The following is a 23,349-nucleotide window of genomic DNA, read 5'->3' as shown; positions in this document are numbered from 1 at the left end:
TCGGACCCCTTCGCTACGGTGGGCCGCTCGGACACTGGGGAAGGTGGACATGGCGCACTTCGGCGTGCTCGGGCCGCTCGCCGTCGAGAGCCCGCCCGGGCACTGGGTCGCGTTGCGCGGCGAGCGGCAGCGCACCCTGCTGGCCGTGCTGCTGCTCAACGCCGACCAGCACGTCCACGTCGACGTGCTGGTCGAAGCGCTGTGGCCGGAGCGGCCGCCGAAGTCCTACGCCTCGAACCTGCACACCTACCTCTCGCGGCTGCGCGAGCGGATCGACGGTCTGCGCGTCGAGCACGGGCCGCTCGGCTACCGGCTGTGCGCCGAGCCGGACGAGCTCGACCTGCTCGTCTTCCGGTCGGCCGTCACCGAGGGGCAGCGGGCCGGGGACGCCGTCGCCGCGTCCGGGCACTACCGGCGGGCGCTCGCGCAGTGGCGGGGGCCGGTGCTGGCCGGGCTGCACGTCCCGCGGCTCGACGCCGACGTCGCGCGGCTGGAGTCCGAACGGCTCGCCGTGTTCGAGGACTGCGTCGACGCGGAGCTCACCGCCGGCCGCCACGGGGAGCTGACCGGCGAGCTGCAGGCCATGATCACCGAGCACCCGCTGCGGGAACGGCTGGCCGCGCAGCTGATGATCGCGCTGCACCGAGCCGGGCGGCAGGGCGACTCGCTGGAGATCTACCGGCGGCTGCGGACCACGCTGATCGAGGAGCTCGGCGTCGAACCGGGCGCCGAGGTGCGCCGGGTGCACGCCGCCGTCCTGCGCGGTGAGGACCCGGTGCCGCGCATGCCGGCGCCGGTCTGGCCCGTGTGCCAGCTGCCGCCGGACATCGCGGACTTCACCGGCCGCGACGCCGAACTCGCCGAGCTGACCGCCGTGCTGGGCCGCGGCGCCGGCGTCCCGGTCGCCGTGCTCAGCGGCGAGCCGGGCGCGGGCAAGAGCACCCTGGCCGTGCGCGCCGCGCACCGGCTGCGGGCGCGGTTCCCGGACGGCCAGCTGTACGTGCCGCTGGGCGGGCGCGACATCGGCGAGGTGCTGGCCGACCTGCTGCGCGCGCTCGGCGTACCCGGCCCGGCGGTGCCGGACGACGTCCGCGCCCGCGCGGCGGTGTTCCGCGGCCGGCTGACCGACCGGCGGGTGCTGGTGGTGCTCGACGACGCCGGCGACCCCGAGCACGTCCGCGCCCTGCTGCCGGGCACGCCGGGCTGCGCGGTGCTGGTGACGAGCCGGCAGCGCCTGAGCGGGCTGGCCGGCGCGCACCGGCTGGCGCTCGGGCCGCTGTCCGACGCCGAAGCCACCGAGCTGCTGAACCGGCTCGCCGGGGCGCGGGTGGCCCGGGAGCGCGCCGACGCCGTCCGGATCATCGCGGCGTGCGCGCGGCTGCCACTGGCCCTGCGCATCGCGGGCAGCCGGCTGGCCATCCGCCCGCACCTGCGGCTCGGCGAGCTGGCCGACCGGCTGGAGGACGAGGTCCGCCGGCTCGACGAGCTGACCGTCAGCGACCTGGCCGTGCGCAGCAGCATCGCGCTGAGCCACGAAGGTCTCCGGCCACCGGCGCGGCGCGCGTTCCGGCTGCTCGGGCGGTGCCGGCTCGTCGACCTGCCGGCGTGGGCGGTCACGACGCTCATCGGCACGCCGGACGCGGACGAGGCCGTCGAAGAGCTCGTCGAAGCGAGCCTGCTGGAGGCGCGCGGACCGGACCCGACCGGCGAGGGCCGCTACCGGATGCACGACCTCGTCCGGCTGTACGCGGCGGAGAGGCCGCCTGAGGAGGGCGGCACGTCGACGGTGCTCGCGGCGACCCTCGCGCTGGCCGACGCGGCCGCGGCCCGCCTGCCGCGCACGGTGCCGATGCCGGCGGTGGCCCACGAGCCGTTCCCGCAGCCGCTGCCGGGCGCGCTGGTGGCGCGGCTGCTCGAGCGCCCGGACGAGTGGTTCGCCGCCGAGCGCGCGAACCTCGTGCGGCTCATCGGGTCGCTGCGCGCGCGGGAAGCGTTGCTGCTGCTGGACAAGCTGAGCGTGTACCTGTACCTGCACGGGCACTACGCCGACATGCGCGCGGCGTACGAAACGGTCCTGGCGGCGACGGAGGACCGCCGGCTGGCGGCGATCGCCGAAGCGAACCTGGCGCTGCTGCGGCACGCGCGCGGGCAGTACGAGGAGGCCGCGTCCGCGTACCGCGAATGCGCGAAGGAGCTCGAAGCCCACGGCGACCGCCGCACGCACGCGTGGGTTTCGGCGAACCTGGCGCACTGCCTGATCGGACTGGGCCGCGCCGAGGAGGCGCTGCAGACCGCGCGCTCACTGTCTACTGTGGACGACCAGCCGGAGGCGCTCCTGGTCCGGGAGGCGGAGTCGGCGGCGTTGCTGCGGCTGGGCCGGGTGGCGGACGCCCGCGAGGTCGACCGGCTCGCCCTGGCATCGGCCCGGGCCACGGGAGATCCGCGCCGGATCGGCACGGCGCTGCACGGGTTCGCGTGGTCGTCGCTGCTGACGGGCGACGGCGCGGAGGCGGTGACGGCGATCACGGAGTCGGTGGAGCTGCTCCGCGACACGATGGCCCGCTCGGCGCTGGCGAAGTCGTTGCGCACCCTGGGCGCGATCTCGGCGGCGACGGGCTCACGCGACCGCGCGACGGCGGCGTTCGAGGAGGCCCGCGACCTCGCCCGCGACCTGGACGAGCGGCCCCGAGAGCTGTCCTGCACCCGCGCCCTGGCGGCGAGCTGGGTCGGCGAGGGTCGCGCACAGCAGGCGATCCCGGTGCTCCGAGCGTGCCTCGACGAGTTCCGCGAGATGGGCGGAAAATCGGCAACGGGCTTGACGTGGCTCGTCCTGAGCAAGGCATGCGAAGCGGTGGGCGACGAGGAGGCGGCCTCGCAGGCGGCGGCCGAAGCGGCGAGCATGGCCGACTCGCGCGACGCGAGTGCGGCAGCCCTGCGTCGAGCGCTGCTCGCGCTCACGGAGCCGGCCTGACCGCCGGGAACGCCCTCTGACGAGCAGGTGACCGCCCTCACCGACTCGGTCCGACAACCGGCCGCTTTGCCAGGTGGGCACCCCTCGTCCCCACCTGGCAAAGCACCAGCCCAGGCCGCGCCGGGCGAACCGGCACGAGCCTTCGGTGATCGCCCTCCACCCTCACCGAACCTGCCTGACCACCCGGCCGTACGGCCCTCTGCCAGCACCACCGACGGCACCCCTCCGGCGAGCCCCCGCCCTGGCCCGACAACCGGCGCCCCCCGACCCGGTTGTCCCCCGCCCCGCGCAGTTCCCCTCTCACAGCGAAACGGGGTGGTGCCGCCCCCTCACGGCACCACCCCAGCCCACGGACGCCGGGCGCGACCGACCGGCGTCACCCCCAGGGAGCTATCGGCCCTTGCGAGCCCGCGCGTACCGGTTGATCACCGGCAGCCACGTCAGCGCCACGACCACCAGGCCGGTCACCACCGTGAGCCAAGCCACCCCGCGGATCGCGGCGGTGCCACCCTCGATGTCGGTCGCCAGCCTCAACCCCACGCTCGCGTTGGCCAGCGCCGCCAGCGTCAGCAGCACGCGCACCCAGACCGCGCCGCGCAAGGCCAGCAGCCCCCACAGCAGCAGCACCACACCGAAGAAGACGGCCACCGCTCCGCGCACCTGGAGCGTGCTCTGTACCTCGTCCAGGGCCGCGTCCAGCAGCGCGCCGCCGTCGGCCTTCACCGAGTCCGCCGAAGCGCCGGTGATCGTCGCGATCGTCTCCGCCGCGACGTCCAGCGCCATGTCCCGGCCGCCGACGAAGTACAGCACCCCGTCGACGATCGCGGCCAGCGCCGACACCACGGCCACCCCCACCAGCGCCAGCAGCGCTCCGGGCCGGGACGGCACCGCGACCGGGGCAGGCTGGGGAAGCCCGGTCGCGGCATCGGGATAGGAAGTCACAAGCTCGTTCTCCTCGAAAATCGACACGAAGGGGCGTAACAACCACCCCTACGAGCGATAGTGGAGAACGGCACCACACGGAACGCACACAGAAGTGCGTCAGTCCTCGCAGGTTCCCACGGTCGCCCGGAACAGCTGGGTCCGCGCGCCGTCCAGTGGACGCACGTGCACCGGCGGGTCCGCCGCCGGCAACCACACCGACTGACCCCGCCGCAGCTCGACCTTCTCGCCGTCGTCGGCCGTCACGAGCAGGTCGCCTGCCGTGCACAGCAGGATCTGCGGGCCCACGCTGTCGACCGAGATCTCGTCGTCCTGGCCCGAAGCCCACTCGACGCGCGAAAGCTCGAACTCCGGCGCGTCGGTCCGGTACACCGCCACCCGGCCACCGGTGTCGCCGCACTGGACCGGCATTTCGCCGCACGCGAAGTCGACCACGCGCAGCAGCTCCGGGACATCCACGTGCTTCGGTGTCAGGCCGCACCGCAGGATGTTGTCCGAGTTCGCCAGGATCTCCACGGCCGTGCCGTGCAGGTACAGGTGCAGGTTGCCGGCCGGCAGGTAGATCGCCTCGCCCGCGCGCAGCGTCAGCCGGTTCAGCAGCAGCGCCGCCAGCACGCCCGCGTCCCGCGGGTGCGTTTCGCCGAGCTCCAGGATCGTCCGGCACTCGACCGCGAACTCGCCGTGCTCCTGGACGTGCCGGACGCAGGCGTCCAGCACCTCCGGCAGAAGCGAGTCGAGCGACGGCTGCGGCAACGTGATCCACGTCGTGAACAGCGCCCGCAGCCCGGACGGGTCCGGCTGGACCTCCAGCAGCCCGGTGTACTTCGCCAGCCCGGGCGTCTCGATCGCCTTAAGCAGCTTCACCGTGCGGCCCGGCTCGCGGAACCCGGCCAGCGCGTGGAACTCCGTCAGCGCGCAGACCAGCTCCGGCTTCGCCGTCGGGTCCGGGTAGTTGCGGTTCGCCGCGTCCCGCGGGATGCCCAGCCGCTCCTCGCGGGCGTGCCCCTCCGCGGCCTGGGCCGCCGACGGGTGCGCCTGCATCGACAGCGGCTCCTCCGCCGCGAGGATCTTCAGCAGGAACGGCAGCCGCCCGCCCCACCGCTTCGCGCACCGCTCGCCGAGCTGCCGCACCGGGTCGGTGTCGACCAGCTCGAGCAGGCTCCGCTCGGTCCCGTCGGGGCCGATGACGTGCGACGGGTCACCCGGGTGGGCCCCCATCCACAGTTCGGCCTCGGGGTGCGGCGCGGGTACCGGACGGCCCAGCAGCTCGGGGATCGCCGTCCGCGATCCCCAGGCGTAGGGCCGCACCGCGTTGCGCAGCAGCTCCACTGTCACCTCAACTCCACTCCTTCGGCGCCGGCCGGGGCCAGCGCTCGGCGGGTCTCACGCCGTCACGGGCTCGAAGCGGCCCGCGCCGCCGATGCTGCCCGCCGCCAGCCCGAGATAGACCGCCGCCAGTTCGAACCGCAGCGCCAGCACCGCGGCCCGCACGATTTCGTCGGCCTCGATCTCCTCGGCCGGGGCGATGACGTCCGCCCCGGGCAGCAGATCCTCGGCTTGGTAGCGCGCCGCGTCCGTGGCCGGACCGGTCCGCACCGAGAGGAGCAGCACCCGGGTGGGGATGTCACCTGATGGATCGTCCGGATCGGCGAAGATGTCACGCTCCGCGCCACTTGATTGCGCCGCCCGCCGCAATGCGGGGCGCGCCAGTGCCTGACGAAAGTCTTCGACGTCGCACACAGTAGCCGCATGGGCGGCGAACGCGTGCGCAGCGTGCTCGCCGACGGCGACCGCGACGGGGTCCAGCCCCCACAGCAGCGGCACGCGGTCGGCGACCCGCAGGGCGAGCGCCTTGGCCGGGTTCGCGAACGAATCCCGGGCCAGGTAGTCCTTCTCGGCCTCCAGGTCGAGCTGGTCGGCCAGCACCTGGACGTCGGAGATCAGCAGGCCCAGCGCGTTCGCGGTGAGCAGCCCCGCGGCCAGGCCGCGCGGGAACGCCAGTTCCGGCGGCACCGGGATGCGCGGCGTCAGCAGCACGCCCTTGCCCGCCACAGCGGCCGCGACCGGGCCTTCGGCCGGCGCGGAGAGCACCACCGAAGCGCCGAAGCGCGCGGCACGCTCCAGCGACGCAGCCAGCTCGCGGTCGCCGGGGTCGTCGGTGTGCGCGAAGACGACGTCGAGCGCGCCGATCCAGCTCGGCACCACCTCGGCCACGACGACCGGCACCGGGCACGACGGCGCCAGCAGCGCCGCGAGCAGCCGGGTGAGCGTCCGGCTCACGCCCGGCCGGTCGATCAGCACGACGGCGCGCGGGCGGCCCACGTCGAGCCGCTCGGCCAGCTCGAGCTCGGCGGCGCTCTCGGCGGTCGCGCGCACCTGGGCGCCGGCCATCGCGGCGGCCCGGAGCAGCCCCGCGCTGTCGGCCTCGGCCAGCCGCGCGGGGTCGTCGAGCAGCGAGTCGTCAAGCACTGTCGGCATCGGAATTTCCGCTGTCGCCGGGAATCCGGGCTTCGTCGAGGAGCAGCACCGGGATCCCGTCACGGACCGGGTACACCCGGCCGCACTCGGTACACGTCAGTGCGTCGGCCTCGGGGTCGTCCGGTGCCCCGGGGCGCAACGGGGCGTGATCGGGCGACGGGCACGCCAGGATCTCGAGGAGCTGGGCGTCGAGCGTGATGGCCATGGTTCCTCCATACCACGCGGTGAGGTGTGGTGAAGGGCACCTTCCGGACACAGTTGGGCCCGGAAGCCCGCCCTCCACCGTGGGCGAGGTCAGCTGCGGATGATCGCGAGTACTTCGTCCACCAGCCCTTGCACGGCCTCGGCGTTCGCGGCTTCGACGTTCAGCCGGAGCAGCGGTTCGGTGTTCGACGGGCGCAGGTTGAACCACGCGCCGCCCGGCAGCTGCACGGTCAGGCCGTCGAGCTCGTCGAGCTCGACGCCGGAGCGGGTGCCGAAGCTGTCCTTGACGGCCATCATCTTCGCGACCTGGTCGTCCACGGTCGAGTTGATCTCGCCCGAGGCCGCGTAGCGCGAGTACGCGCTGGTCAGCTCGGACAGCGGCCCGTTCTGCTCACCGAGGGCGGCGAGCACGTGCAGCGCCGCCAGCATGCCGGTGTCGGCCCGCCAGAAGTCGCGGAAGTAGTAGTGCGCGGAGTGCTCGCCGCCGAAGATGGCACCGGTGCGGGCCATCTCGGCCTTGATGAACGAGTGCCCGACGCGGGTGCGGACCGGCTTGCCGCCGTGCTCGGCGACGATCTCCGGCACGCCCTTGGACGTGATCAGGTTGTGGATGATCGTGCCGCCCGGGTCCTTCGCCAGCTCGCGGACGGCGACCAGCGCGGTGATCGCGCTCGGCGAAACCGGCTCGCCGCGCTCGTCGACGATGAAGCAGCGGTCGGCGTCGCCGTCGAAGGCCACGCCCGCGTCCGCGCCGACCTCGCGCACCTTCGCCTGCAGGTCGACGATGTTCGCCGGGTCCAGCGGGTTGGCCTCGTGGTTCGGGAAGCTGCCGTCGAGCTCGAAGTACATCGGGACGACCTCGATGGGCAGCCCGTCGAAGACGGTGGGGACGGTGTGCCCGCCCATGCCGTTGCCGGCGTCGACGACGATCTTCAGCGGCCGGCTGCCGGACAGGTCGACGAGGTTGCGCAGGTAGGCCGCGTAGTCGGCGAGCACGTCCCGCTCGCTCGTGGTGCCCCGCTGGCCTTCGAACTCCGGCACGCCCTGCTCGACGGTGTCGCGGATCTCGGCGAGCCCGGTGTCCTGGCCGACCGGCGAGGCGCCGGCGCGGCACATCTTGATGCCGTTGTACTTGGCCGGGTTGTGGCTCGCGGTGAACATCGCGCCCGGCAGGTTCAGCGAACCCGAGGCGAAGTAGAGCTGGTCGGTGCTGGCCAGCCCGATGCTCACGACGTCGAGGCCCTGCGAGGTCACGCCGTCGGCGAAGGCCGCCGCCAGGCCCGGCGACGAGTCGCGCATGTCGTGCCCGATCACCACCGCCGGCGCCTCCGGCTTGATGAGCAGGGCGAACGCGGCGCCGAAGTCGCGGACGAGCGCCGCGTCGAGCTGCTCGCCGACCACGCCGCGAATGTCGTAGGCCTTCACGATGCCCGAAAGGTCTGGCACGCCGTCTCCCCGCGAATAGTCGTCCCGGCGCCCGCTGCGCCGCGCGGAAAGCCTACCGGCGGCGGTGGTGGGTTACGCGTTCAGGCGCGGCCGGGCAGGACCCGGAGGTGGCCGCGGCGCCCGGAGGGGCCTTCCGGCTCGGGCGCGGGGGCCGGCTTGCCGGGGCGGCCGGCCTCGCGCACGGCCTCGGCCAGCGCCGTCAGCTCGTCGGCCGACGGGTCCGGCGCGGCGAAGGCGCCTTCGTGCCGGACGACTTCCCAGCCCTTGGGGACGGTCAGCCGCAGCGCGTGGGCCTCGCAGAGGTCGTACGAATGCGGCTCGGAAGCGGTGGCCAGGGGGCCGACGACGGCGGTGGAGTCGCTGTAGGCATACGTCAGCGTGGCCACAGCCGGCTCGAGACAGCCGGTACGCGAACACTTCCGTACGCTCCGCACGGTCGGAAACGATAGCGCGTCGCCGCAAGCTAGTAGGAGCGACACGCGCTGCGACCCGCCGACCGCATAGACTTCCGGAGTGGCGACGGCTCGTGACTACCGACAGCGGCGGCGCTCGCGACGGGACCGGCACGGCCGGGGCCTGCGCGGGACGCTGTACCCGGCGACCCTGCCCGCCGCCGCGAGCCGCGCGGAGCGGTTCGACGCGCTGGTGCTCGACGCGCTGGAACCGATCGAAGCCCGGTGGCGCCACGAGCTGACGAAGCTCGACGTCGCGGTCGACGACGTGCCCGAGGTGCGGGAGAACGGCCGGGCGCCGTCCGACGGCGTGCTGCACGACGGCGCGGTGCCGCTGTCGAGGCTGGTGCCGGCGGGGGTGGACCGGACCGGGATGCCGACGCGCGCGCGGATCGTGCTGTACCGGCGGCCGCTGGAGGCGCGGGCGAAGGATCCGTCGGAGCTGGCCGACCTGGTGCACGACGTGCTGGTCGAGCAGGTGGCCGGCTACCTCGGCGTGGAGCCGGACGTCATCGAAGGCGAGTAGCGGGGGCAGGGTCCCGAGCGCCCCAATGTGGCGTTCGGTGCGCCCCACGCACCCAATGTGGCGTTCGGTGCGTCTGACGCAACCAACGCCACATTGGGGCGCTCCGGTCAGGGGCGGCGCCGGGCCGGGACCGCCGTCAGCAGCGTGAACAGCACCGCCGCCAGCTGGGCCAGCAGCAGCAGGTTGCGTTCCGTCCCCGGGAACTCGACCGTCACCTCGGACGACGCCGGCGGCACCGACACCGCCACCTGGTGCCCCCACGCCGGCACGATCGGGACGCTCTTGCCGCCCACCGACGCCTTCCAGCCCGCTTCCTGCTCCGCCGAGAGGACCAGGAGCCGCCCGGTCGGCCCGTCCGAAACGCGGACCCGCACGTCCGGCAGCCCCGCCTGGACCGGCGCCACGCCCGGCGCGTTCCCGGGCGCGCCGCCGCCCGTCACCGCCGCCTTCGCCTGCTCCGGCGAGATCAAGATCACCTGTCCGGCCGGCGGGAGCAGGCGCAGCACGCCGCGGCCGTCGGACGTCGGCGCGCCCACCGAGACCAGGTCCTTCGCCAACGGCAAGTACGCCTGCGGGTCCACCCCCGGCGGCAGCACCACGAACTGCACCCCCGCGGCGGCCGCGGCGGCGAACGCGCGCTGGACCGCCGCCGCGTCGCCCTGGCCGAGGTCGCGGCGCCACGCCGCCAGCCGGGCCGGGGTGCCGGGCGTCGGGGCCAGTTCGTCGTCGCCGTAGTGCGGCAGGCGGCCGCCGATCTGGCGGGTCGCATCCGTCGCGAGGTCGAGCACCGACCGGCCGGACGCCGACAACTCCGCGGACACCTCGGGGGCGAGCGAAGGCCGGTCGCCCGCGCGAAGTGGCCCCTGGCCGCCGACGAGCACCGCGCCGGCCGCCGACGCGAGGAACACCACGACCCCGGCGACCGCGAACACCTTCGGCAGCCACGGCGACGGCACCCCGGCCGAGCCGCCGCGCTGCCACGAGCCGAGCACGACCCACAGCAGCCCGGCGCCGACGATCAGCAGCGGCACGCCCGCGTAGCCGTGGGCGGGTGATCCACCCTGCATCGGCGTCGCCGTGACCGGCCGGACGAGGACCAGCCCGCCCGCGCCCAGTGCGGCCAGGGCGAGCCCGCCCGCCGCGAGCTTCGTCGGGCGGACGACGAGTGCCACCAGCGCCGCCGCGATCACCGCGACACCGATCGGCCACGCGCCCGGCCCGCCCGGGTCGAGCCCGGCCAGGTCGGTGCCGGACACCGCCGAAGCCGCGCCGCCGAGGCCCTGCACCAGCAGCTCCGGGTGCCGCAGCAGCACCGTCGGCCACGGCAGCAGCAACGCCAGCGGCAGCAGCACCACGATGCCGACGGACGCGATCCGCCGCGCCAGCCCGGTCGGCGCGGGCAGCACCACGAACCCGATCAGCAGCCCGGCGAGCGCGAGCCCGTGCGCCAGCGGCGAGAAGGCGCCGAGCAGTGCCACCCCGAACGCCGAGAGCGCGGACACGTGCAGCCAGCGGGTGTCCGCCCGGACCAGCAGCCCGGCGATGCCCGCGGCCACGAGCGGCAGCACCAGGTGCACCACGACGACGTCGAGCCGGCCCTGCGCCACCCCGGCGGTCGCGGCGGGCAGCAGGGCGTAGGTCGCGGCGACGACCGCGCGGACCCACCGGCGCACGCGAAGCCGCCGCGTCGCCGCGTACGCGCTCAGCGCGGCCAGCGGGATGTCGCCGAGGAGCAGGATCGCCACGAGCGCGGCCGGGCCGCCGATCGGCGCGAACACCGCGCCGAGCGTGCCGAGCACCGGCAGCGTCGCCGACGCGGGGGCGCCGGTGCCGCCGGCGACCGCGTGCCACGGCGTCAGGTACGACGACCAGAGTTCGCCGAGCCCGCCGACCGGCAGCAGCTTGCCGCCGAAGAGGTCGAGGCCGAGCCGGGCGCGGTTGACGACCAGTCCCAGCGCGGTCATCACGACGAGCAGCACCACCGGTGGCGCGAAGACCGTCGCCGCGAGCACCCGTCGGCGGTTCACCTCGACGAAGACGAGCTCCGGCTCTTCGGCGACGGCCTCGGTGTCTTCGGTGGCGGAGACCGGTTCGGGCGCCGGGGTTTCCGGCAGGGTGACGGCGACGAGCGTGCCCGGCTTGCGCAGCCCGTTCCCGCGCGAGCTGAGCCCCCGCAGCGCGCCCGCGGGCAGTGCGTCCGGCCCGACCGGACGGGTCTCGCGCGCGTCGAGCGCCTCGGGCGTCACCCACGCCGACTCGGTCTCGACGGTCTCGGGCACGCGCCCGAGCGCGACGTCTTCCTCGACGCCGCGGCGGACCAACCCGACGACGCCGGCGCGGACGGCGTTGCGCAACCGCGTCGCGCGTCCGGTGAAGAGCCCGCGAATCGTGCCCGGCCGCGGATTCCGCCGCCGCCGGGCCCGTGCGGCACGCAATCCGCCGCGTCCACTGAGGAGGTACGTCACGGCGGCGAATTCGGCCCGCGCTTCCCCGGTGCGGCGCAGCAGGACGAACGCCAGCGCGCGCAGGAGGGAGAGCAGCGGGAGCCGGATCATCCCCAGCCAGAAGGAAAACGGCGAGCAGTTCACGAGGAACACCCGCACCCCGTGCGCGCGGTTCGCGGCCGCGAGCGGGCCGGCGACCGCGTCCGCCGGGCGCTGCCCGGTGGTGACGGCGCGCGCGTGCCGCACCCGCGCGGTCGGCACGGAGAGGACCAGCCCGCCGGCGGCGTTCGCACGCCAGCCGAAGTCGAGATCCTCGCGCAGCAACGGGAAATCGGGGTCGAAGCCGCCCAGGTCGTCCCAGGCGTCGCGGCGCACGAGCGAGCCCGCACTGGGCACGGCGAGCACCTCGGCCGGCTCTTCGCCGAGCGCGGCGACCTGCTGGCGGTGCCCGGAGGCGTCGGTGGACAGGCCCGCTTCGACGATCAGCCGCGGGTCGGTCCAGTCGAGCCCCAGCGAGCCGAGCACGGTCGCCGACGGCGTCTTGGTCGCGACGCGCAGCAGTTCGTCGAGGCAGTCGGGCTCGGGCGCGCAGTCGTCGTGCAGCAGCCACAGCCACGAACCGGGGTCGCCCCAGCGCTCGGTGGCGTGCTCGACGGCTTCGGCGACGGCGGCAGCGAACCCGGTGTCACCCGGTAGCGTGATGACGCCGGACAGGACGGGCGCGGAATCCGGGCCGGGATCGGCGGCCGCCTCGGCGAGCAGCCGCGGGGTCGCGTCGGTGGAACCGGTGTCCACGGCGAGCACGTGCCGGGGCCGGACTGTGCTGCGGCGCAACGAAGAAAGCGCCAGCGGCAGCCAGTTCTCCCCGTTGTGACAGACCACAATGGCCAGAACGGGCGCGGTGCGCAGGACGGGCGGCGCGGCGGTGCGGGGCAACGAACGCTCCAGATCAGGCGGCGGATCGGTGCGGCCACCCTACGGCCCCGGTCCGTCACCCGGTGGTGAACCCACGCCGAGTGTTCATCACGTGGAATCACCGGTGACGCCACGCATCACCGGTGATCTCCCCTCAGACTGCTCGTTTCTTCAGCTTGCGGCGCTCCCGCTCGGACAGACCGCCCCAGATGCCGAAGCGCTCGTCCTTGGCCAGCGCGTACTCAAGGCACTCGTCCTTGACCTCGCAGCCCAGGCAGATCCGCTTGGCTTCACGGGTGGAGCCGCCCTTCTCGGGGAAGAACGCCTCCGGGTCCGTCTGCGCGCACAGAGCGCGTTCCTGCCAATCCTGCTCTTCTTCGGTGGCATCGATGAGCTCGGTGAGATCTCCCAGAGCCTGCTCCGGGATCTCGCCCCAACCCATGACGTGCCCCCATTCCTTACCATCGGCTTCCAACCGCACGTCCGCCTCCTCGCTCCCTAGCACTCCCCAGGCTGGCGGTGGTGAAACGACACTCGCCGTCCCCTCGACGGCGAATGACATCACTGTGATTACACCCGTGTAGTGCGGTCAGGTCAAGCGGAGTAGCGAGTTCGGGGGACGTTCGGGCCCGATCGCGCAAGGGGACACGCCGGTAACTTCACACCGGGCATACGGAAGACTGGAAGCGTGCAGAAGTCAGCAGTGCGCCCCAGCCCGGTCTTCCTCGGCATCCTCGCGCTCACCGTCGCCGGCGGTGCGATGGCCGCGTTCGGCGACATCAACAGCGTTTTCGTCCGCGACCGCGACCCGCTGCTCATCGCCGGCGTCGTGATCTTCGTCGCCGCCGGCTGGGTGGCGTCGTTGTCGCTGCACGAGTTCGGCCACGCGATGGTCGCCTACCGCGGCGGTGACTACAGCGTCGCCCACAAGGGTTACCTGACCCTCGACGTGCGGAAGTACACCGACCCGGTCCTGTCGATCATCCTCCCGCTGATCTTCCTGATCATCGGTGGCATCCCGCTCCCGGGCGGCGCGGTCTGGATCAACCGCGGCGCGCTGCGCAGCCGCGGGACGTCGTCGTGGGTGTCGTTGGCCGGGCCGCTGAGCAACCTCGCGGTCGGCGCGGCTCTGGCCCTGGTGGTCTCGCTGGTCCCGATGGCGGGCGGCCTGGTGATCGCGATGTCCTACCTGGCGTTGCTGCAGATCGTGACGTTCATCTTGAACATCCTCCCGATCCCCGGCCTCGACGGCTGGGGCGCGATCGAGCCGTACCTCCCGCCGCGGGCGCGCGAGTTCGGCGCCAAGGTGCGCCCGTGGGCGCCGATCATCCTGTTCGCGATCCTGTGGTTCTTCCGCCCGGCGAACACGGCCCTGTGGCAAGGCTCGTACGCGATCTTCGGCGCCTTCGGCGGCTATGTGGACGGTGCCCAGATCGGGTTCAGCGTCTTCCGGTTCTGGAACTGACCCAAGCGCCCCAAGGTGGCCTTCGGTGCGTTCAACGCACCGAAGGGCCCCTTGGGTGCGTTGAGCGCAACCAAGGCCACATTGGGGCGTTCGAAGGTCAGGTGCGGTGCTCGGTCAGCCACACGTGCGCGCGCTTCCAGACCTCCCGCAGCCCCGACCGCTCGCCGAAGTAGTCCCCCGCCGCGCCCACCACCGGCAGCATCCCGATCGCCCGGTGCAGGAAGTTCCCGCGCGGCCGCTTCTCCAGCTCCCCCGTGATCCCGAGGAGCCCGCGCCCGAGCCGCCACAGCGTGCCGGCCGCCGCCTTCACCGTCGCCTTGCCGTGCTTCTTCTCCGACGCCCTCAGCTCTTCGGTCAGCTTCGCCGTTTCGTCCGCCTCCGCGGCTTCGTCGTGCTCCGGGTGCTTGCCCGCCGCGAGGTCGGCGTCGATCTCGCGCTCGAACAGCACCGACGCGATCAGCCGCACCCGCGTGCCCACGTCCGTCACGCCGTACTCGCCCGCGATCGCGCACAGCAGCAGCCCCTGCGACGCCGCTCCCAGCGTGTCCTGCACCGGCAGCCGGTCGGCCAGCGCGCCACCCAGGCCCGGGATCGACGTCAGCAGCGCCGTGAACCGACCGACGCGGTTCATCCACCAGCTCGACCGGTCGTAGCCCGTCATCCGCGCCCACGCCGCCGTGCCGGGCACCTTCACCGACGTCACGCCGTGGATCAGCTTCGCCTTCAGCCCGGACTCGACCTCGGCCAAGTCGTCCGACGCACGCGCCTGCAGGCCGAACGGGTCGGACTCGCGCAGCGCGTCGAGCATCGGCCCGCACGCCCGCACGAACGGCCGCAGCACCGCCACGACCTGCTTGTCGGAGATCGCCTCAGCCACGTCCCGGTTTCCTTCCCCTCGCTTGGCCCAGCCCGCCGCCGAGCACCAGCGCGCCCGGCAGCGCGCTCGCACCGAGCAGCACCAGCGCGCGCCAGTCCTGGATCAGCACCAGATCGCCGCCCGGGCCCAGCAGGCCGAACCCGAACACGACGACCACCCACACCGCCAGGGGTACCCACGAAAGCCCGGGCCGCACCAGCTTCGCCGTCGTCGACACCAGCCACGGTGTGGTGACGGCGCCGACGAGGACCGTCACCGGCAGCGGCACGACGCCGATCCGCAGCGGCAGGAAGAACAGCTCCAGCACGGCCAGCAGCACCGTGTCCACGGCGAGCAGCAGCAGGAACAGCCGTTGGTCCCAGGTCAAGGGCTCCGGCACGGTCACAGCCCGCCGAACAGGTCGTCCGCCGCGCCCTCGGCCGGGCCGTGCGCCAGGACGAAGGAGTCGTGCGCCGGGATCGGCTGGGCGAGCTCGTTCGTCAGCGCGAAGTACGGGACGTCACCGTCGACCACGGCCAGCTGCGTCGCGTGCGCGCGCAGGGCCGCCAGCTTCGCCGGGACGTACGCGGCGACGTCGAGCTTCGTCGCGATCTCCTCGTCCGGCGTCACCGGCAGCTCGTCGTCGGGCGGGACGCGGTACGCGGGCTCGCTGGCACGCAGCGCGGCCAGCCCGGTGCGCACCGCGTCGCTCGACGCGACCGTGTGGAACACCCGCTCGACCGACTCCGCGCGCGGCGCCGCCACCATCGTGATCTCGTGCGCGCGGACGTGGTCGGGGTGGCCGTAGCCGCCGAAGGAGTCGTAGGTGACGACGACCTGGGGCCGCACCTCGTCGAGGATCTCCGCCAGCTGCGCGGCCTGCTCGTCGGCGCTCCCCCCGGTGAACGCGCGGGGGTGCGACGCCGACGGCGTGCCCGCCATGCCCGAATCGCGCCACCGGCCGATCCCGCCCAGATAACGATGTCGTGACACCCCCAGCGCGGCGCACGCGGCCTTCAGCTCGGCGACGCGGTAGCCGCCCAGCTGGTCGGCCGCCCAGGCGCCCAGCCCCGCCAGCTCGGGCAGGCCCGCCATGATCTCGCCCTCTTCGCCCAGCGTGCAGGTCACGACGGTCACCTCGGCGCCTTCGGCGGCGTATCGTGCGATCGTGGCGCCGGTGGTGATGCTCTCGTCGTCGGGATGGGCGTGGACGAGCAGCAGCCTGCGCGGTACCGGGGAGATCACGGGTTGAGCGTAATTCCCGTGCTCCGACCTTCGTCGGGGACACCCTCGGTTATTCTCGCGCGAGTCGCGACCGCCGCGTCGCGATCGTCTGTACCCCCACGAAGGGCATCTTGGTGAGCACTGAAGCAACTTCGGCGGACGTCGCCGGCGTGTCCGGATCCGTTCTGTCGATCTCCGACCTGAGCGTGTCGTTCCAGACCGAGGACGGCGTCGTGGACGCCGTCAAGGGCATCGGTTTCGACGTGCAGCCCGGCGAGATCGTCGCGGTCGTCGGGGAGTCCGGGTCCGGCAAGTCCGTCACGTCGATGTCGGTGCTGGGCCTGCTGCCCAAGACCAGCCGGATCGCCGGCGAGCTGCGCCTCGGCGAGCGCAACCTGGCGGACCTCAAAGAGAAGGAAATGCAGAAGATCCGCGGCAACCAGGTCGCGATGATCTTCCAGGAGCCGATGACCGCGCTGAACCCGGTCTACACCGTCGGCTGGCAGCTGCGCGAGGCCCTGCGCTCGCACCTGGACATCTCCAAGGCCGCCGCGGACAAGCGCGCGGTCGAGCTGATCGACCTGGTCGGCATCCCGAACCCGGAGCTGCGGTTCAAGCAGTACCCGCACCAGCTCTCCGGCGGCCTGCGCCAGCGCGTCGTCATCGCCATGGCGATCGCCTGCGACCCGAAGGTCATCATCGCCGACGAGCCGACCACCGCGCTCGACGTCACGGTGCAGGCGGAGATCCTGGGCCTGCTGCGCAAGCTGCGCGACACCCTCGACACGGCGATCGTGCTGATCACCCACGACATGGGCGTCGTCGCCGACATGGCCGACCGCGTCATCGTCATGTACCAGGGCGAGATCGTCGAAGAGGCGCCGGTGCGCGAGCTGTTCGCGTCGCCGAAGGAGGACTACACCCGGCGGCTGCTCGCCGCGGTGCCGGTGCTCGGCCAGCGTCCGGAGGGCCGTCGCCTGCTCGACGACGCCGGGATCGCCACCGACAGCACCGAGGCGGCCAAGATCGCCGAGGAGATCCGGCTGGCCGACGCGGAGCTCGAGGCCGTGATCGAGGAGGCCGCGCCGGCCCTCGAGATCAAGAACCTGGTGCTCGAGTACCCCGGCCGCCGCGGTCAGGGCAAGAACCGCGCGGTGGACGACGTCTCGCTGACCATCGCCAAGGGCGAGATCGTCGGCCTGGTGGGCGAGTCCGGCTCGGGCAAGACGACCGTCGGCCGCTGTGCCGTCGGCCTGCTGCGGGCGACCGAGGGCACGATCGCGATCGCCGGCAAGGACATCACGAAGATGTCGGCGAAGGAGCTTCGCCCGCTTCGCCGGTACTTCTCGATCGTGTTCCAGGACCCGGCGTCCACTCTGGACCCGAAGATGACGATCGGCGAGTCGATCGCCGAGCCGATGGTGCTGCACAAGGTGCTGTCCGGCAAGGAGCTGTCGGCCCGCGTGCGGTCGCTGCTCGACAAGGTCGAGCTGGGCGGGCACTACATGAACCGCTACCCGCACGAGCTCTCCGGCGGCCAGCGCCAGCGCGTGGCGATCGCCCGGGCGCTGTCCCTGGACCCGGCGCTGCTCATCGCGGACGAGCCGACGTCGGCGCTGGACGTCTCGGTGCAGGCCCGCGTGCTGGACCTGTTCCTCGACCTGCAGCAGTCGCTGCAGTTCGCGTGCCTGTTCATCAGCCACGACCTCGCGGTGGTCGACCTGCTCGCCGACCGCGTCGCGGTGATGCAGTACGGCAAGCTGGTCGAGGTCGGCACGCGCGACCAGGTGCTGCACTCGCCGCAGCAGGACTACACGCGCCGCCTGCTGTCGGCGGCGCCGGTCGCGGACCCGGTGCTGCAGGCCGAGCGCCGCGCGGCCTGGGAGGCCGGCAGGCTGGCCCCCGTGGCCGACTGAGCTTCTCCGACGCGAAGGGCCCCACCCGAACTGCCGGGTGGGGCCCTTCCGCGTTCCCGGGCTCCGAGCGCCCCAATGTGGCGTTGGGTGCGCCCCACGCACCCAATGCGGCGTTCGGTGCGCCCCACGCACCCAATGTGGCGTTCGGTGCGTTCAACGCACCCAAGGCGGCCTTCGGTGCGTTGAACGCAACCAAGGCCACATTGGGGCGTTTGAGGCTCAACCCACGCGGATGCGGGGGTCGAGGATGCCGTACATCAGGTCGGCCACCAGGTTCGCCACCACCACGCTCGCCGCGATCACCACCAGCCAGCCCATCAGCACCTGGGGGTCGTTCTTGTTGACGGCCTCCACCAGCAGCGTGCCCATGCCGTGCCAGTTGAAGACCGTCTCCGTGATGATCGCGCCCGTCACCGTGGCGCCGAAGTTGACCGAGAACAGCGTCATCACCGGGATCAGCGCGTTGCGGAACGCGTGCCGCCAGATCACGCGGCTGTTCGAGACGCCCTTGGCGCGCGCCGTGCGGACGTAGTCGGCGCCCAGGACCTCCAGCATCGACGCCCGCTGGAACCGGCTGTACGCGGCGAACGTGATGGCCATGATCGACAGGGTCGGCAGCAGGAACGCGCCGACGTACTTCGCGAGCGCGTCGCCGACGCCGGTCGCCGAGAGGCTCTCCGGGCTCGTCGTGCGCAGCCACGGGTCGCCGAGGACGTCGGCCAGGCCCAGCTGCCGCACCCAGCCGTTGAAGCGGATCGCGTAGCCCTTGAGGACGATGGCGATGCAGAAGATCGGCATCGAGAACATCAGGAACGCCAGCGTCGTCGCGACGTAGTCCCAGATCGAGTACTGCTTGACCGCCGCGAGGACCCCGACCAGCACGCCGAAGAACAGGGCCAGCACCGACGCCGCCAGCACCAGTTCGAGCGTCACGCGGAACGCCGCCATCACCTTCGGCGCCACCGGCTGGAACGCGTTGCCCTGCGCGATGGAGATGCCCCAGTCGCCGCTCAGGAAGTGGCCGAGCCAGGTGAAGTACCGCGCGAAGACGCTCTGGTCCAGGCCCAGCTTGTGCTCGGTGTCGGCGATGGCCTGGGGATTGATCCCGGGTTTGCTCCGCAGCTCCCCGAGCGGGTCGCCCGTGTTGGCCACCATGACGAAGCAGAGGAAGGTGCCGATCAGCAGGACCGGGACGGAGACGGCCAGCCTGCGGAGCACGTAGAGCACGAGATTCATCCGAAACCCCCAGGTCCGGCGATCCTCGCGCGAAAACGGACGCGGGGGTGACCGGAACCGGTCACCCCCGCGTCACGCGTTCAGGCCTTCATTCTCCGCTGACGCGGGTCGAAGGCGTCGCGAAGACCGTCACCGATGAAGTTGATCGTCAGTGAAATCAGCACGAGCACGATGAACGGGCCGAAGAACAGCGCCGGCCGCGTCTGCAGCTGGGCGTAGTTCTCCAGGATGACGCGGCCGAGCGAGGTGTCCGGCAGCTGGACACCGAGGCCGATGAACGACAGCGCGGCTTCCGCCAGCACGGCCTGCGCGACCGCGAGGGTCGCGTTGACCGTGATGCTGCCGACCATGTTCGGGACGAGGTGCTTGAAGATGATCCGGAACGTGCCGGCACCCGAAGCGCGAGCCGCGTCGACGAACTCGCGCTGGGACAGCGACATCGCTTCGGCGCGGGTGATCCGGGCGATCTGCATCCAGCCGAACGCCGCCAGCACCAGCGCGACGATGTACCAGGAGCCGCTCCCGAACACCTTCGCCAGGATGGCCGCCGCGGCGATCTGCGGGATGATCAGGAACAGGTCCGTCACCCGCGAGACTGCCGAGTCGGTGAACCGGCGCAGGTAGCCCGCCATCGCGCCGAGCACGACACCGACGACCGTCGACAGGATCGACACCGTGAGGGCGATCAGCAGCGAGAACTGGGTGCCGCGCAGGATCTGCGACACCATGTCCTTGCCGACCTGCGTCGTGCCCAGCGGGAAGTCGCCGCTCGGCTTGGCGAAGGACGGGAAGGAGCTGTCCTCGTAGCTGTGCTTCCAGAAGAGCGGCAGGATGATGCTGAGCAGGATGATCAGCACCAGCACGCAGGTCGACGCCATGGCCAGCTTGTGGTGCAGGAACTTCCGGAGCACCAGCTTGCCCTGGCTCCGGGGTTCGGGCAGCGCGTCCGGCGGGAGCGTTCCGTCCTTGGTCGCGGTCTCGCTCGCGAGAAGGGAGTTCAAGTCAGCCAACGCGAATCCTCGGGTCCAGGATGCCGTACACCAGGTCGGCGATCAGGTTGGCGATGATCACGCTGGTGGCGATGACCACGAGCCAGCCCATCATCACCTGAGTGTCGTTCTTGTTGACGGCTTCCACCAGCAATGTGCCCATACCGTGCCAGTTGAACACCGTTTCGGTGATGATCGCGCCGGCGAGCACCGAGCCGAAGTTCACCGAGAACAGGGTCGTCACGGGGATCAGGGCGTTGCGGAACGCGTGCCGGAAGATGACCCGGCCGTTCGCGAGGCCCTTGGCCCGCGCGGTGCGCACGTAGTCCGAGCCCATCACCTCGAGCATCGAGGCCCGCTGGAACCGGCTGTACGCGGCGAAGCTGATGGCCATGATCGACAGCGTCGGGAGCAGGTAGGCACCGATCGTGCTGGTTATGAAGTCCCCGACGCCGTCCGTTTTCAGCTGTTCCGGGCTGGTGGTGCGCAGCCATGGATTGCCGAGGACGTCCTGCAGGCCGAGGTCGCGCACCCAGCCGTTGATCTCGATCGCGTAGTTCTTCAGCACGATCGCGATGCAGAAGATGGGCATCGAGAACAGCAGGAAGGCCAGCGTCGTGGCGAGGTAGTCGATGATCGAGTACTGCTTCACCGCGGCGAGCACGCCGACGATGATGCCGATGATCAGCGCGAGGATCTCGGCCCCGACGACCAGCTTGAACGTGACGCCGAACGCGGCCATCACCTTCGGCGCGACCGGCTGGAGCGCGTTGCCCTGCGCGATCGACGTGCCCCAGTCACCCGACAGGAAGTCGCCGAGCCAGCTGAAGTACCGCGGCACGATGCCCTGGTCCAGGCCCAGCTTGTGGGACAGCGCGTCGATCGCTTCCTTGCTCAGCTGCGGGTTGTGGCGAAGCTCGCCGAGCGGGTCACCGGTGGCGGCGACCATCACGAACGACAAAAAGGTCCCGACCAGGAGGACGGGAATCGATATCGCCAGACGGCGAAGGATGTAGATCACCAGGTTCAACGAACTGCTCCTCATCCGGGCCTGGTCGTCAGAAGTGCGCTGGACCGCTACCCGGTTGTCTACCGTAATGGGGGTAACCCTACGGTCAACAGCTACTTCCGGTGGGTACCGGGGCCCGGCTCGTGGCCGGGCCCCGGTACCTCCCAGGTCATCTGGAACGAGGGGAAAGAAGCTGCGGGGCTAGGCCCTGCTTACTTCTTCTCCCACTCGCCGGCGTTCCACAGGGCACCGTTGTACGACTGCATGTACACGCGGTCGATTCCCTTGAACGCCCACATCGACGGGGTCTGCCACAGCGGGACCGTGGCGTACTTGTCCGCGATCGCCTTGTCGGCCGCCTGGTAGCTCTGGGTCTTGACGGTCTCGTCAGTCGCCTTCACCGCGGCGTTGAACGCCTCGTCGATCTTCGTGTCGCAGAGGTTCTGGTAGTTCTGGTCACCACCGTCGTTCGGGCAGACGTAGATCGAGCGCGACTGCGACTTGAACGGCGCCGAGGACCAGCCGAACAGCGCGACGTCGTAGTCACCGGTCGAGACGCGGCCACCCTTGAGGAAGTTGGCGTCGGTCTCGTCCTTGACCTCGATGCCGGCCGCCTTGGCCTGCGAGATGATGATCTCGACGGTCTGGCTGCGGCGGGCGTTCTGGTTGTGCGTGATCTTGAACGAAGCCCGCTGGCCGCCCTTGGCGAAGATGCCGTCGGCACCCTTCGTCCAGCCCGCGTCGGTCAGGGTCTTGGCCGCCGCTTCGGCACCCAGGCCGGCCTTGCTGCCGTAGAGGTCGGTGTAGCCCTCTTCACCCTGGAAGAACACGATCGAGTTCAGCGGGGCCGCGTCCGCCTGGACTTCCTTGAGCAGCTTGTCGACGATCGCCTTGCGGTCGATCGACTCGAAGAACGCCTTGCGGATGGCGTCGTCCTTGAAAATGCGGTTGAACTGCAGGTCAAGGTGCTCGTAGGTGAGCTGCGGCGCCGAGCCGTAGGTCACGCCCTGCGGGGCGAGGCTCTTCATCGTGGCCGCCGCGGTGGCGTCCGGCTGGGTCGACGCCGCGACGTCGATCTCACCGTTCTGCAGCGCGGTCGCCATGGCCTTGGTGTCTTCCATGGCCCGGACGACGATCTTGGCCGGACCGCCCTTGCCGCCCGCCCACTTCGGGTTCTTCTCGAGCGTGACGGACTTCTGGTTGGCGTCGAAGCCGGTGATCATGTACGGCCCGGAAGCCGGCATGATGTCCTTCTTGAAGCCCTTCCAGCCGTTCGTCCAGAAGTCGCCGGCCTTGGACAGCTGGGCCGGGTCACCGGTCGGCGCGAGCTTGGTGATGTCCGCGATGCCGGTCTGCTTCTCGAGGACGTGCGCCGGCAGGATCGCGACGCCGCTGAACAGGCCCTTGTAGTCGAGGTACGGCTCGCTGTAGTCCGTCTCGAAGGTCAGGTTGTCCTTGCAGGTGGCCGTCTTGATCTTGTCGTAGCCGGTGGTCGAGGCCGCGTTGAACGGGGTCTTGCCGTCCGAGCCCTTGGCCAGCCCGCTGTTCGCCAGCCAGGTCAGGTAGAAGTCCTTGCAGTCGAAGGGAGCGTCGTCCGACCACTTGAGGTTCGGCTTGATCTTGTACGTGACGACCTGCGGGTCCTTGGACGTCACGTCGACCGAGTCGAGGATGTCGTTGTTGAGCAGCACCTTGTTGTTGCCGTCGAGGACGAAGGCGTCTTCGAGGACGGTGGTCAAGATGTAGGTGTTGTACGAGCTGTTGGTGTCCGGGGTGTTGTTGTTGTACCCGGAGTACCCGTCGTCGATCCCGACCGTGACCGTGCCGTCCCAGCCCTTGACGTCCGCGAGCTTGAACGTGTCACCCTGCTCGGCCTTGCCGACCGCCATCGACTTGACGTCGGTCGACGATCCGTTCTGGTCGGTGCTGCCCGAGCCCGAGTCGCCACCGCTGCAGGCGCTCAGCAGCAGCGAGGCGCCTGCGACGAGCGACAAGGCGGAGACTGCTTTGGTTCTCCTCATGAAGTGTGCCCTCCTAGCACTGAGCCCTTGAATTGTGACAAGGACCCACACCGCTCCGGTTTGGTGCCGGAGCCTACGACACGCCAAGCGACACTCAACTGGCGCACTGCGGGTGCACGCTAGAAAGGAAAAGCACCGACAGTCACCAGTTCAGGGTCGATCGTGACCAAAGGGTGACTTCCAGCCGACATCCAGAAATACGACGGTTACCTCACGGATTCACGGACTCCCACTCGAAGGCGTGCGTCAAGATCA

Annotated in this window: 19 protein-coding genes; 4 read left to right on the top strand and 15 right to left on the bottom strand. The window is 71.5% G+C overall.

Translation table 11 applies throughout. The features are described from left to right. Positions 1–49: 49 nt before the first annotated feature. Positions 50–2,971, top strand: a complete 2,922-nt coding sequence (locus tag QRX60_RS19385; protein WP_286003644.1) for an AfsR/SARP family transcriptional regulator — start codon at positions 50–52, stop codon at positions 2,969–2,971. Positions 2,972–3,361: 390 nt separating this feature from the next. Here QRX60_RS19385 and QRX60_RS19380 read toward each other — a convergent pair whose 3' ends face one another. From QRX60_RS19380 to QRX60_RS19355, 6 genes are all read right to left on the bottom strand, one after another. Continuing rightward, the gene (locus QRX60_RS19380; protein ID WP_286002169.1) at positions 3,362–3,913 is read right to left on the bottom strand and encodes a hypothetical protein; all 552 of its coding nucleotides are present in this window, start codon (positions 3,911–3,913) and stop codon (positions 3,362–3,364) included. A 99-nt stretch (positions 3,914–4,012) separates the two neighbouring features. After that, complete coding sequence (gene manA / locus QRX60_RS19375; protein WP_286003643.1) at positions 4,013–5,242, bottom strand: mannose-6-phosphate isomerase, class I; 1,230 nt, start codon at positions 5,240–5,242, stop codon at positions 4,013–4,015. A 54-nt stretch (positions 5,243–5,296) separates the two neighbouring features. Then, positions 5,297–6,391, bottom strand: coding sequence for a hypothetical protein (locus QRX60_RS19370; protein ID WP_286002168.1), 1,095 nt, complete (start codon positions 6,389–6,391; stop codon positions 5,297–5,299). Beyond that, complete coding sequence (locus QRX60_RS19365; protein ID WP_284747611.1) at positions 6,375–6,596, bottom strand: Trm112 family protein; 222 nt, start codon at positions 6,594–6,596, stop codon at positions 6,375–6,377. The genes QRX60_RS19370 and QRX60_RS19365 overlap by 17 nt, the downstream gene beginning before the upstream one ends. A gap of 89 nt (positions 6,597–6,685) precedes the next feature. Further along, positions 6,686–8,041, bottom strand: a complete 1,356-nt coding sequence (locus QRX60_RS19360) for a phosphomannomutase/phosphoglucomutase (protein ID WP_286002167.1) — start codon at positions 8,039–8,041, stop codon at positions 6,686–6,688. Positions 8,042–8,121: 80 nt separating this feature from the next. Next, positions 8,122–8,475 carry a DUF3499 domain-containing protein gene (locus QRX60_RS19355; RefSeq protein ID WP_026468546.1) on the bottom strand — a complete coding sequence of 118 codons (354 nt, stop codon included), beginning with the start codon at positions 8,473–8,475 and terminating at the stop codon, positions 8,122–8,124. Positions 8,476–8,554: 79 nt separating this feature from the next. On the opposite strand from QRX60_RS19355, the gene QRX60_RS19350 reads away from it, so the two are divergent. Continuing rightward, positions 8,555–9,019 (top strand): metallopeptidase family protein, encoded by a 465-nt coding sequence (locus QRX60_RS19350; RefSeq protein WP_167379605.1) that lies wholly within the window; start codon positions 8,555–8,557, stop codon positions 9,017–9,019. A 107-nt stretch (positions 9,020–9,126) separates the two neighbouring features. On the opposite strand, the gene QRX60_RS19345 is transcribed toward QRX60_RS19350, so the two are convergent. Then, complete coding sequence (locus tag QRX60_RS19345; protein WP_286002166.1) at positions 9,127–12,399, bottom strand: glycosyltransferase family 2 protein; 3,273 nt, start codon at positions 12,397–12,399, stop codon at positions 9,127–9,129. A 133-nt stretch (positions 12,400–12,532) separates the two neighbouring features. Next, positions 12,533–12,820, bottom strand: coding sequence for a WhiB family transcriptional regulator (locus QRX60_RS19340; RefSeq protein WP_230862597.1), 288 nt, complete (start codon positions 12,818–12,820; stop codon positions 12,533–12,535). Between the two features lie 261 nt (positions 12,821–13,081). On the opposite strand from QRX60_RS19340, the gene QRX60_RS19335 reads away from it, so the two are divergent. Continuing rightward, positions 13,082–13,843 carry a site-2 protease family protein gene (locus QRX60_RS19335; RefSeq protein ID WP_286003642.1) on the top strand — a complete coding sequence of 254 codons (762 nt, stop codon included), beginning with the start codon at positions 13,082–13,084 and terminating at the stop codon, positions 13,841–13,843. 97 nt (positions 13,844–13,940) lie between these two features. On the opposite strand, the gene QRX60_RS19330 is transcribed toward QRX60_RS19335, so the two are convergent. Genes QRX60_RS19330 through mshB form a run of 3 tightly spaced genes read right to left on the bottom strand, consistent with a single transcriptional unit; the run spans position 13,941 to position 15,944 of the window. Next, complete coding sequence (locus QRX60_RS19330) at positions 13,941–14,720, bottom strand: hypothetical protein (protein ID WP_286002165.1); 780 nt, start codon at positions 14,718–14,720, stop codon at positions 13,941–13,943. Beyond that, complete coding sequence (locus tag QRX60_RS19325; RefSeq protein ID WP_286002164.1) at positions 14,713–15,105, bottom strand: hypothetical protein; 393 nt, start codon at positions 15,103–15,105, stop codon at positions 14,713–14,715. The genes QRX60_RS19330 and QRX60_RS19325 overlap by 8 nt, the downstream gene beginning before the upstream one ends. Continuing rightward, entirely contained in the window at positions 15,102–15,944 is an 843-nt protein-coding gene (gene mshB / locus QRX60_RS19320) for an N-acetyl-1-D-myo-inositol-2-amino-2-deoxy-alpha-D-glucopyranoside deacetylase (protein ID WP_286002163.1), read from the bottom strand. The genes QRX60_RS19325 and mshB overlap by 4 nt, the downstream gene beginning before the upstream one ends. A 113-nt stretch (positions 15,945–16,057) precedes the next feature. Between mshB and QRX60_RS19315 the strand changes: the two genes are divergently transcribed. Beyond that, a complete protein-coding gene (locus QRX60_RS19315; RefSeq protein ID WP_286002162.1) occupies positions 16,058–17,839 on the top strand; it encodes an ABC transporter ATP-binding protein in 1,782 nt (593 codons plus the stop codon). A gap of 219 nt (positions 17,840–18,058) precedes the next feature. On the opposite strand, the gene QRX60_RS19310 is transcribed toward QRX60_RS19315, so the two are convergent. From QRX60_RS19310 to QRX60_RS19295, 4 genes are all read right to left on the bottom strand, one after another. Beyond that, positions 18,059–19,075, bottom strand: coding sequence for an ABC transporter permease (locus QRX60_RS19310; RefSeq protein ID WP_286002161.1), 1,017 nt, complete (start codon positions 19,073–19,075; stop codon positions 18,059–18,061). A gap of 80 nt (positions 19,076–19,155) precedes the next feature. After that, positions 19,156–20,085, bottom strand: coding sequence for an ABC transporter permease (locus QRX60_RS19305; protein ID WP_408630240.1), 930 nt, complete (start codon positions 20,083–20,085; stop codon positions 19,156–19,158). Then, complete coding sequence (locus tag QRX60_RS19300; RefSeq protein ID WP_286002160.1) at positions 20,078–21,094, bottom strand: ABC transporter permease; 1,017 nt, start codon at positions 21,092–21,094, stop codon at positions 20,078–20,080. Before QRX60_RS19300 ends, QRX60_RS19305 begins: the two co-directional genes overlap by 8 nt. A 191-nt stretch (positions 21,095–21,285) precedes the next feature. Then, on the bottom strand, positions 21,286–23,094 hold the full coding sequence (locus QRX60_RS19295; RefSeq protein ID WP_286002159.1) for an ABC transporter family substrate-binding protein: 1,809 nt from the start codon (positions 23,092–23,094) through the stop codon (positions 21,286–21,288). Positions 23,095–23,349 lie beyond the last annotated feature (255 nt).

It is taken from the genome of Amycolatopsis mongoliensis, assembly GCF_030285665.1.
Taxonomy (GTDB): domain Bacteria; phylum Actinomycetota; class Actinomycetes; order Mycobacteriales; family Pseudonocardiaceae; genus Amycolatopsis; species Amycolatopsis mongoliensis.
This window is presented reverse-complemented; position numbering and strand designations above follow the sequence as displayed.

Coding starts and splice junctions, on each gene's coding strand:
- QRX60_RS19310 (WP_286002161.1), bottom strand. CDS start 19,075: ATGAATCTCGTGCTCTACGTGCTCCGCAGGCTGGCCGTCTCCGTCCCG.
- QRX60_RS19385 (WP_286003644.1), top strand. CDS start 50: ATGGCGCACTTCGGCGTGCTCGGGCCGCTCGCCGTCGAGAGCCCGCCC.
- QRX60_RS19365 (WP_284747611.1), bottom strand. CDS start 6,596: ATGGCCATCACGCTCGACGCCCAGCTCCTCGAGATCCTGGCGTGCCCG.
- QRX60_RS19340 (WP_230862597.1), bottom strand. CDS start 12,820: ATGGGTTGGGGCGAGATCCCGGAGCAGGCTCTGGGAGATCTCACCGAG.
- QRX60_RS19370 (WP_286002168.1), bottom strand. CDS start 6,391: ATGCCGACAGTGCTTGACGACTCGCTGCTCGACGACCCCGCGCGGCTG.
- QRX60_RS19295 (WP_286002159.1), bottom strand. CDS start 23,094: ATGAGGAGAACCAAAGCAGTCTCCGCCTTGTCGCTCGTCGCAGGCGCC.